Genomic DNA, 9,474 nt, shown 5'->3' on the forward strand with positions numbered 1-9,474 from the left:
AAAGGTCATTTTAGACATTCACTGGGCTCGTGGGCCGAGAGCTCACTCCACGAGCGCCCGGGCATACCGACGCCGGTACGCGGGCTGGAGCAGGAGGGCAGCGGGGAAGGCCAGGCGCCACAGCCCCTGGGGAGCCCGGGTGAGCGAACGCAGTGTCAGGTGCACCGAACCGTCGGCCTCGCGGTGCAGAACGAAGGCCTCTTCGCCGCTCACGGGATGCCCGTGTGCGGTGCCGTAGGCAAATCCCCGCCGGTCCGGCTCGTCGGCCACCGCCACGATCTGCACCGGTTCCCGCACTCGGAGCGGCCCGAGGTGGGCTGTGAGCTGGTACTTCTGGCCAGCCTCGACGACAGTCGTGGGCTGGGGATCGACGGTGAAGCCGCTGCGGGTCTTCACGCCCCAGCGAAGCAGAATTGAAGACGTCGTTGCCCAGTAAGCGTCTCCCTCACCGAGGCGCACGGTGCGTTCGAAGTCGCGGTAGCCGTCTTGGCGGCGCGAAGCCCACTCGGGGTCGGCCGGCTGGGTCGCCCCGACCACGTCGTAGTTCAGCACCAGCCGCCCCCACCCAATCTGGGCTCACAAACGTCCATAGGTAGTAATGCTTTTCGATCAGATGGAGCGGGCGACCCACTCGGCCACCGGCAGCCCGTACACCTCGCCGGCGCCGCCGACGCTGCCGATCGACAGCACCGAGCCGACCGAACCGACCGAGAGCACTGAGCCGACCGAGAAGGCCGAGGCCAGGCTGCCGACGCTGGCGAAGGAAGTGGCGCTCAGGAGTGACGCGGCCGAGAAACTGCCCCCGATCGACGCCCAGCTGAACGCCGACAGCGCCGAGTGGGCCGAGGCGAAGGACATCAGGGAACGGTGCGACTTCGGCAGCTGCTTGTGGGGCCCCGGGCGGGTAGGCGGCTGCGAGGCTGCGGCGGCCTCGGGCGACCCGTACTCGGGCTGGGGTGTGCTGGCGTCGGGCATCGGGTCTCCTCCGTGAGTCGCCGAACCGGATCAGGCGAGGTAGCCAGGCTACTGCGTCCCTCCCACAGGCCGACCGGGTGACTGCCGCCTATAACGTTCTAGTCGCCGAGGGCCTAGAACGTTATAGTCGAAGAGCGCCCCCGTCTGGCGGGCCCACATCACCCGTCACCGGAGGAACAGTGGAACAGCTCACTCCACTGCGTCGTTTTGGCGCCCTTTTCGCCCTCGCGCTCGGCGGTTTCGCGGTGGGCCTGACCGAGTTCGTGGTCATGGGCCTGCTGCCCGACATTGCCCGCGACCTGCTGCCCGAGCAATACGCCACCGACCGGGAAGCGGCCATTGCCCGGACCGGCTGGCTGATCAGCGCCTACGCCCTGGGCGTGGTGGCCGGCGCACCCACGATCGCCGCGCTCACGGCCCGGGTGCAGCGCAAGCCCCTGGTTCTGGGGCTGCTGGGCCTGTTCGTGGTGGGTACGGCGGCCTCCGCGCTGGCCCCCAGCTTCGAGTGGGCGTTGCTGGCCCGGTTCATCGGCGGTATCCCGCACGGCGCCTACTTCGGCGCGGCCGGTCTGCTGGCCTCCCGGCTGCTCGGACCGGGCGCCCACGCCAAGGGGTTCTCGCTGGTCATCGCCGGGCTGACGGTCTCCAACGTGGTCGGTGTCCCGGCCATCACCTACCTGGGCCAGGCCACTGACTGGCGGGTTGCCTACCTGGCGGTGGCCGCCGCGTTCGCCCTCACGCTGTTCGCTGTGCTGGCGATCGTGCCGCCGGTGACCAGCACCGTCATCGGCTCCCCACGCGCCGAGCTGGGTTCGCTGCGCTCCGGTCAGGTCTGGCTGACGGCGCTCGCCGCGGCTATCGGGTTCTCTGCGTTCATGGCGATCTACACCTACGCAGCCCCGATGACCACGTCGGTTGCCGGGCTCTCGGAGTCAGCGGTGCCCTGGGTGCTGGCGACGGCCGGTCTGGGGATGACCGTGGGCAATGTCCTGGGGGGATACTCGGCCGACCGTGACCTGCCGCGCTCCATGACCGGCGGCTTCGTCGCTCTGCTCCTGGCCGGGGCCGTGTTCTGGGTGATCGCGCGGAACCCGGTGGGCCTGTTCGTCGGGGTCTTCCTGGTCAGCGCCTGCGGCCTGTTCCTGGCTCCCGCTCTGCAGGCCCGGCTCATCCAGGTCGCTCCCGGCGCCCTGCTGATGGGTGCGGCGCTCAGCCAGTCGGCGATGAACACGGCCAACAGCCTCGGCGCCTGGCTCGGCGGTCTGGTCATCGCCGGCGGCTTCGGTTACCTGTCCCCGGCCGTCGTGGCCGTGGTCCTGTCTGCGGTCGGGCTCGGGCTCACGGTGTTCACCTTCAACAGCCAGAAGAACAATGGACGGGTCGGTCACCAGGCGTACGAATCGGTCCAGTAAGGCATTGGTACGGTTCTGCGATGCGGCCCCAGCGCAGCGGCGCCTCCCGAGTCACGCTGGCCGATGTGGCGGCCCGGGCCGAGGTCTCCACCGCGCTGGTGTCGATCGTGATGCGCGATGCACCCGGAGCCAGTCCGGCCACGCGCGAGCGGGTGCGCAAGGCCGCCAGCGATCTGGGCTACCAGCCGGACCGCCGGGCGCGGCTGCTGCGTAGTGGGCGCACCCGGCTGCTGGGCGTGGTGTTCAGCGTGCGGCACGCCTTTCACGGTGATCTGGTCACTGGTCTGTACGAGGCCGCCGAACGGGCCGGTTACGAGCTGACGCTGAGCGCGATCACCCCCAGCCGCAGCGAGGCTCAGGCGATTCGGGGCCTGCTGGCCGAACGCTGCGACGCCGTCATCGTGCTCAGCCTGCAGGGCGCCTCGGCACAGCTTTCGGAGCTGGCCGCGCAGGTCCCGGTCGTGGTGTTGGGCCGCCCGGTCCGCGAATCCGCGGTGGATGTGGTGCGTAACGACGACCGGGCGGGCCTGCACCTGGCGGTGGATCATCTGGTCTCTCTCGGCCACGAGCGGATCGCCCACGTGGACGGCGGGCGCCATCCCGGCTCGGCGGAACGCCGGCGGGGGTACCGGGAGGCCATGGAACGCAACGGACTGGCGTCTCAAATTCGGGTTGTCACCGGCGGAGTCAGCGAGGCGGAGGGCGCCGAGGCAGCCCGCGCCCTGCTCGACGAACCGCCCACCGCCGTCGCAATGTTCAACGACCGCAGCGCCACCGGCCTGCTGGAGGTGGCGCGCGGCGCCGGCCTGGCCGTGCCGGAAGACCTGAGCGTGGTCGGCTTCGACGACGACCGGCTGGCCCGCCTGGGCTACATCAACCTGACCACGATCGGCCAGGACGCCACCGCGATGACGACGCTGGCGATCGAGCGGGCGATCGACCGGATCGAGGGCCGTGAGGTGGAGCAGCGGGCCGTCGTCATTGCGCCGCATCTGGTGGTGCGGGCGACGACGGGGGAGCGGGGGAATGACTAGCTGAGCGCAGCTTTGTCCTCAGCGGGAGGGACGATCGCGGGGTAGTTCTTCTCCAGGAACTCGCGGTAGCCGGTGGGACGGTAGCCGATGAGCCGCTCCAGGTCGTCGGTGCTCTTGCTGAACGCGCCCAGGCCGACGCCCGCGACCCAAGCCGTCAGGAACTCGGCGACCGGCTGAGGGGTGCCGTTCTGAAGGTAACTTTGGAGGTGGGCCTCCCGCTCGACGGGTTCGTAGGGAACCGGCTTGCCGTGGATTTCGCTCAGCACGGCCGCGATCTCGCGGAACGACGCCGCCTGGCTTCCGTTCAGGGTGTAGGTCTGGTTCTCGTGGCCCTCCTGGGTGAGCACGGCCACGTTGCCAGCTGCGAGGTCGCGGAGCAGCGCGGGCGCCATCGTGCCCTCGCCTGAGGGAACGCGCAGGCCCTTCTCGTACGTGCCGGGCGGGATGTAGAGCTCCAGGTGGTCGAGGTACATCGGGTTTCGGAGAATGGTGTAGGTCAGACCGGACGCACGCAGCGCCTGCTCGGTGAACACGTCGGACTCGGTGACCCCCACCTGAACGATGCCGAGTTCCTCGTCGCGTTGGATTGACGTGTAGATCACGTGCTTGACCCCGGCCTGCTTCGCGGCCGCAATGGCGTTGAAGTGCTGAGCGCTGCGGTCCGTGAAGGCCAGGGCCGAAACGAGCAGCAGCTTGTCCACACCTTCAAAAGCCCTCACGAGTGAGGCGTAGTCGAGGTAGTCACCCTGGCGGATGTCCACACCCCGCTCGGCCAGATCGGATGCTCGCTCGGGGGCGCGCGAGAGCCCAGCCAGTTGCTCAGCGGGCACGCGCTCGAGCAGGAGTTCCAGGGTCAGGTGGCCGAGGTTTCCCGTGGCGCCGGTGACGAGTAGCTTTCCCATGTTCTTGTTCCTGTTCTGTGGTTCGGTCAGACGGTGATGACGGTCTTGCCGATCGTGCGGCCACTTTCGGCCAGTCGGTGGGCTTCTTGCATGGATTCCACCGACAGGCCGTGCAGTTCCGTTGTCACGATGGGCCGCGCATGTTCCGCCAGTTCGGCGAGGACCTCGCCCTGGCGGTGGAGGTTGTGGTCGGCGATGATGCTGCTGAAAACCATCTCCGTGTGCACGGATATGGACTTCTGAATCAGTGGTTCGATGTCGGTGGAGCCGGCCAGGTCGGTGGTGGCCAGGTGGCCGAACGGTTTGAGGACGTCCGCGAGCCAGTTGATGTTCGCGGCTGTGCCTTTGGTGGAGAGCACCAGATCGATCCGTTCGACTCCGGCGGTGCGCAGCTGCCCGGGCACGTCTGCGCTGTGGTCAACCACCAGGTCAGCTCCCATGGCGGTGCACCACTCGCGGGATTCCGGGCGCGACGCGGTGCTGATCACCAGGGCGGATGTCTTGGCCTTGAGCAGTTGAGTCCCCAGCGAGCCCACGCCACCGGCGCCGCCCACGACCAGCACGTTCTCCACGCCGGGCGGCAGCTCGCTCCGATCGCGGAACAGGGCTTCCCAGGCGGTCAGGCCGCCGATCGGCAAGGATGCGGCGTCGGTGAAGGAGAGCCGATCCGGGATCCTGGTGACCACTCGATAGTCAACCGCCAGGCGTTCGGCCCAACAACCGTCTCTAGTTATGTCTCCGGTGCCCATCACCCGGTCGCCGACGGCAAAGCCATTGCCTGCCTTGGCCACCACCCCGGCGAACTCCCAACCAAGGATGACCCGCCCACCCGGGGGTGCGCTACGCATCTGCCGGATCGACGCCTCGCCCGGGTTCACGCCCACGGCCCGAACTTCAATCAGCAGATCGGTCTCGCGCAGCTGGGGCTCGTCCACCTCCCTGAGTTCCAGGGCAAACGCTTCGAGCGGATGCGCCTTCTCGTAGGCCAGTGCCTTCACTCAGCACTCCTCTCGCAGTCTCTGGGGTCAGTCTTGTTTCAGGGCGTGCAGGGCAGACAACAGGCCTCCTCCGACCTGCATCAGCCGTCCGCCTTCGCCGAGCGGTCCCGCGTCCACCGGCGCAAAGCCGACGCCCGCAAACGTCCTCTGGAAAATGGTTTTCGCCTCGGCGTCATCGCCTGCGTAGAAGAGAAGCTGACGCCCCTCGGCATGCCGCGGGTCCGCTGCGATGTACTGCCCGTACAAGGTGCTGAACGCCTTCACCACCCGTGCGCCAGGCGCGTGCCGAGCAACGATCTCGCTGCTGCTCTCCCCACCGAGATCGGCCAATTCCGACGGTGTTTGGCCCACAATGTGGTTAGTGGGGTCCACCAAGATGCGCCCGTTCCAGTCAGGCAGATCCTCCAGCGCCGCCGGCACATCCCTCCACCTGACCGCCAGAATTACCATGTCAGCCGCCGCAGCCTCGGCCGCCGTACCTGCACTGGCCAACGGCCCCAACCGAGCGACCACGTCCTCGAGCGACGCCGGCCCCCGACTGTTGCTCAGCACCACCCGGTGCCCCGCCGCCACGAGATGACCCGCGACGGCCTGCGCCACCGTGCCCGCCCCGATCGTTCCCACATCCATACCCAGACCTCTTCCGGCTTCGATGACGCCCGTCATCGATAAAACAATGATGGCCGTCATCGTTCGCTGTCAAGCCGGGGCTCGGGCGCGACGGTGCTGAATGATGACGGGTATCATCAAGGGTTGAAGCGGCGTTGGACCTGGTCAGACGCCCGCCCGGGAAGGAGACGCACATGCCCCGCCTCACGCAGGAGCAGAAGAAGCTCAACCACGACAAGATCATCGAGGCCGCGGGCCGGGGCTTCCGGACCCACGGCGTCAACGGCATCGGCATCGCCGACCTGATGAAGGCCGCCGAGATGACCCACGGCGGCTTCTACAACCACTTCGACTCCAAGGACGACCTCGCCCTGGCCGTCATCCGCGAGGGCTTCACCAGCTCCCTCACCGCCTTGGCCGGCATCCGCGAACAACACCCCGGCTCAGCCCGCGACGCCCTGGACCACATGTTCAACCAGTACCTCGACCCCGAGCACCGCGACCACCCCGAATTCGGCTGCGCCTCAGCCGCCCTGGTCACCGACGCCGGCCGCGAAGGCGTTGCTGCGCAGTCCGAGTACCAGCACGGCCTCGAGGGCTTCTTCACCGCCATCACCGAGATGGTGCTCGAGTCTGATGCTGATCTCACCGCCGAGCAGGCCCGAGAGCAGGCGATCGCCCTGTTCAGCCAGATGGTCGGGGCGATGCTCCTCTCGCGCGCTGTCGCTCAGTCCTCCCCTGGGCTGGCGGACGAAGTTCTGAAGGCGAACAACGCGCGGCTCAAGCAGGTGTGATGGAGGGCCCGAGCCCTGAGCAGGGCGACACAGAAGCGGGGCTGCTACCCGGCCGTCCCGCCCGTCGGCTGCGCTCCGCGGTGATCGGCGGTTCGGCCGCGCTCGTTGTGCTCGCGGTCAGTGCCGGGGCGCTGGCCGGGCTCGTTCCGGGTGTGCCGCTACGCAGTGGCCCGCTGGACGGGGGGAGCTCCACGGAGATCCTGGCCCCCGTCCGCGAAGGAGACGCTGGGGTGTTCTGGGGTGTGCTGGAGCTGCGTGGTCCCTCGGACGGATCGATGGTTCTGGACGGCGTGAAGATAGATGAGAACCCTGACAAGGTTGGGCTACTCACGGCTCCGTACGTCTGGGACGAGTCACGTTTCGAAATTCTGACGGACGGCGGCGTCAGCGCCTACCCGATTCCTTTCCCCGAAGACATGACACTTCCGCCAAGGCAGAAGGTGAACGGGTTCGCCATGAAGCCGGGGGAGTCAGCGCAGGTTGCGTTCGAGTTGGCAACGCCTGAGAAGGCCGCCACAGTAGAAGGAATCAAGGTTCGCTATCACGTCGGCTGGATGGCCTACGAGAAAACCTTTGACATGTCCCTCACGCTCTGCCCGCCAGTGGATCCGGAACTCTGCCAGTAGGGCGTATCTTTCGGGTCCAGGAGGATGGTGGTGAGCCCGATACCTTGTGGCTCGGCGAAGCCGGCCACCTTGGGTGCTGGCCGGCCAGACCGCAGGTCAGCACCGTCAAGGCCACACGAGAACCCTCACGATCCATCTTTCTCACGGGCGGCCTGCTCGCGCGCTGCAGAGATGAGGGGCTGAAGCTTCTGGGCCTGCTCGGCGGCTGGTGCGTACAGCGCTTCGCATTCCTCTTTGGTCAGGTAGTCGTTGCCGAGAACTATCAGTGCCTCGAGCTGGACCTCGCCGATGACGTCGCCCGGGATTCCGACGAGGTAGTCGGCGCCGTCGGTCTCGGCGGCTCGCAGGCAGGCCTCCACCATCCAGATCTGTGCCTTCGTTTCCAGCCGGCCCGCCAGGTCGCGGCACAAGTCGTGCCGCTGAGTCTCGTTCATCTTGGGGAGCTGGCGGCGTGCGGCCAAGGCAAAGCACGCAACCATGGCGGAGATGAAGTCGGCCTCGGGCAGTTCGTCGAGGACGCCTTCCGGGAGGTCCGGATCAAAAGGAAGGAAGTGAGGAACGATGGCTGCGAAATCGGTCGCCTGGTCAGGCATCAGTCCTCGTCCTCCATCTCCTCCAGTTGCCTCAGAGCGTCTTCTACGAACTGCTCCAAGGCGTCTCCAGTGATTTTCAAGTCGTTCACCAGGGCGTACGTCAGCAAGTTCTGCGTGTCTGTCAATTCGGGGATAGGAACGTCGTCGACCAGGCCATCGTTACCCATGGCATCAAGGAGTACTTTTTCGGCAAGCACCGGGTTCAATGCTTCCGGCTTGATCCAGGCGCCTCGCGCCCGCCTGACGAAATCTTGTAGCTCCGTAGTCGTAGCGCCGTCTTCAAAGCGCTTACTGAGAGCGAGATGAAAAGCAGAGAAGCTGTAATTGACCGCGTTCTGCAGTCCGAGGTCGGCGATCCGCACGCCAGGAACGTTGTCCATCCCGACAATCCGGCGTAGGTAGTTCTTGGCATCCTCTGACATTCGTTCCTCATTTCAGCGCGGTCCAGATGCGCAGATCCTACCCGCGCGGTGGCTACTCTTTAGGGAACTGCTTTGGCGTCCTGACCATTCGTCGCCCGCGGCGGCGTATTTCATCGAAGCCGAAAGTCGCGACGAGGAGAGCAATCAGACCTCCGGCCAACGAAGACCCCTCAACGCCGTGCGCAGACGCAGGCGTACCCGCAGTCGAACTGGGGGCTTGTGTGCTGGTCGACGCCACGTCCGTGGGGTCGGGAGGGCGCGTCTCCCGTCCGGTCAGGGTGTCGAAGCGTTCCTGCGCGGTGTCAACCTGATCTTGAACATCTTCGACCCGCTTGGCGGTTTTCGTGGTCCACCTGCGGACTGAGCCAACCTTGTTCTTCTTCTCTGGTGGGGCGTCGTCCGACCGTACGTTCGAGGGGACGCCTGCGGGGTCTGCGGTGGCGGGCGGTACCTGAGGCGCCCCGGCGCCGGGTGCCTTCTTCGAGTCACCGACCTGTAGCGCCAGAGCCTGGACCGCTGCTGCCTGGTCCGAAGCGTTCCTGAGGGCTGCTTCCACCGCCTCCAGTTCGTCCTTGACCTGCAGCATGCCGTCCGCGAGCGACTCCGAACCGATCATCTCCGCGACTGCTGCCACATCCTCGGCCTGCTGAGCAGCGCCGACCGCTTCGGAGGCAGCCGCGTCGATCTTGCTGGCTACCTCGCCGATGCTCTGGGCGAGGTCATCGATGTCGGACATCAGGACGTCCTTGGGAGGAGGCGGCGGGGCAGCACGGTCGGCATAGGGGGTCGACCAAGCCGTCAGCCGTTGTCGGCCAAGCTGAGCGTCAGGGTCTGGATCTCTGCGGCCTGCTGCGAGATGCCCTGTAGGAGTTCGGTCAACTCGTCGAGTTGGGCCTTGACCTGGGCCAAGCCTTCGACCACGTTCCGCGCGCCCAGGTCGGCCGCGACGGCGCCGGCCTCTTCGGCTCCCTGCGCAGAGCCGCCGCTCGCGGTGCTGGCCTCGTCGATCTTCAGCGTCAGGCCGCTGATTGCTTCCGCCAGCTCGTCGATCTTGGACACCCGTTGGCCCCTCCGCCGCGAACGATGTCTTCTCGACGGTGAAGCTACCG

The 9,474-nt window shown here is 67.0% G+C and carries 13 protein-coding genes; 4 read left to right on the forward strand and 9 right to left on the reverse strand.

Going from position 1 to position 9,474, the window contains the following annotated elements; translation table 11 throughout:
* Nucleotides 1-42: 42 nt before the first annotated feature.
* Both LWF15_RS20050 and LWF15_RS20055 read right to left on the reverse strand, forming a co-directional pair.
* The gene (locus LWF15_RS20050) at nucleotides 43-549 is read right to left on the reverse strand and encodes a DUF1990 family protein (RefSeq protein ID WP_269810530.1); all 507 of its coding nucleotides are present in this window, start codon (nucleotides 547-549) and stop codon (nucleotides 43-45) included.
* Between the two features lie 60 nt (nucleotides 550-609).
* The gene (locus tag LWF15_RS20055; protein WP_232812399.1) at nucleotides 610-975 is read right to left on the reverse strand and encodes a hypothetical protein; all 366 of its coding nucleotides are present in this window, start codon (nucleotides 973-975) and stop codon (nucleotides 610-612) included.
* 179 nt (nucleotides 976-1,154) lie between these two features.
* On the opposite strand from LWF15_RS20055, the gene LWF15_RS20060 reads away from it, so the two are divergent.
* A complete protein-coding gene (locus tag LWF15_RS20060; RefSeq protein ID WP_232812400.1) occupies nucleotides 1,155-2,387 on the forward strand; it encodes an MFS transporter in 1,233 nt (410 codons plus the stop codon).
* 20 nt (nucleotides 2,388-2,407) lie between these two features.
* A complete protein-coding gene (locus LWF15_RS20065) occupies nucleotides 2,408-3,421 on the forward strand; it encodes a LacI family DNA-binding transcriptional regulator (RefSeq protein ID WP_232812401.1) in 1,014 nt (337 codons plus the stop codon).
* Here the strand turns inward: LWF15_RS20065 and LWF15_RS20070 are convergent.
* The 3 genes from LWF15_RS20070 to LWF15_RS20080 are packed head-to-tail and all read right to left on the reverse strand — an operon-like array spanning nucleotide 3,418 to nucleotide 5,951.
* On the reverse strand, nucleotides 3,418-4,323 hold the full coding sequence (locus LWF15_RS20070) for an SDR family oxidoreductase (RefSeq protein ID WP_232812402.1): 906 nt from the start codon (nucleotides 4,321-4,323) through the stop codon (nucleotides 3,418-3,420). The genes LWF15_RS20065 and LWF15_RS20070 overlap by 4 nt on opposite strands.
* Before the next feature lie 26 nt (nucleotides 4,324-4,349).
* On the reverse strand, nucleotides 4,350-5,321 hold the full coding sequence (locus LWF15_RS20075; RefSeq protein WP_232812403.1) for an alcohol dehydrogenase catalytic domain-containing protein: 972 nt from the start codon (nucleotides 5,319-5,321) through the stop codon (nucleotides 4,350-4,352).
* 27 nt (nucleotides 5,322-5,348) lie between these two features.
* Complete coding sequence (locus LWF15_RS20080) at nucleotides 5,349-5,951, reverse strand: NADPH-dependent F420 reductase (RefSeq protein ID WP_408623658.1); 603 nt, start codon at nucleotides 5,949-5,951, stop codon at nucleotides 5,349-5,351.
* Nucleotides 5,952-6,124: 173 nt separating this feature from the next.
* Between LWF15_RS20080 and LWF15_RS20085 the strand changes: the two genes are divergently transcribed.
* Nucleotides 6,125-6,724 (forward strand): TetR/AcrR family transcriptional regulator, encoded by a 600-nt coding sequence (locus LWF15_RS20085; protein ID WP_232812405.1) that lies wholly within the window; start codon nucleotides 6,125-6,127, stop codon nucleotides 6,722-6,724.
* Nucleotides 6,724-7,350, forward strand: a complete 627-nt coding sequence (locus tag LWF15_RS20090; RefSeq protein WP_232812406.1) for a hypothetical protein — start codon at nucleotides 6,724-6,726, stop codon at nucleotides 7,348-7,350. Before LWF15_RS20085 ends, LWF15_RS20090 begins: the two co-directional genes overlap by 1 nt.
* A gap of 125 nt (nucleotides 7,351-7,475) precedes the next feature.
* On the opposite strand, the gene LWF15_RS20095 is transcribed toward LWF15_RS20090, so the two are convergent.
* The 4 genes from LWF15_RS20095 to LWF15_RS20110 form a co-directional block, all read right to left on the reverse strand.
* On the reverse strand, nucleotides 7,476-7,943 hold the full coding sequence (locus tag LWF15_RS20095; RefSeq protein WP_232812407.1) for a hypothetical protein: 468 nt from the start codon (nucleotides 7,941-7,943) through the stop codon (nucleotides 7,476-7,478).
* On the reverse strand, nucleotides 7,943-8,365 hold the full coding sequence (locus LWF15_RS20100; protein ID WP_232812408.1) for a hypothetical protein: 423 nt from the start codon (nucleotides 8,363-8,365) through the stop codon (nucleotides 7,943-7,945). Before LWF15_RS20100 ends, LWF15_RS20095 begins: the two co-directional genes overlap by 1 nt.
* 52 nt (nucleotides 8,366-8,417) lie before the next feature.
* Nucleotides 8,418-9,101, reverse strand: a complete 684-nt coding sequence (locus LWF15_RS20105; protein WP_232812409.1) for a hypothetical protein — start codon at nucleotides 9,099-9,101, stop codon at nucleotides 8,418-8,420.
* 62 nt (nucleotides 9,102-9,163) lie between these two features.
* A complete protein-coding gene (locus LWF15_RS20110) occupies nucleotides 9,164-9,424 on the reverse strand; it encodes a hypothetical protein (RefSeq protein ID WP_232812410.1) in 261 nt (86 codons plus the stop codon).
* Between the last annotated feature and the right edge of the window lie 50 nt (nucleotides 9,425-9,474).

The sequence above is a fragment of the Kineosporia rhizophila genome, from assembly GCF_021277265.1.
Classification (GTDB): Bacteria; Actinomycetota; Actinomycetes; order Actinomycetales; family Kineosporiaceae; genus Kineosporia; species Kineosporia rhizophila.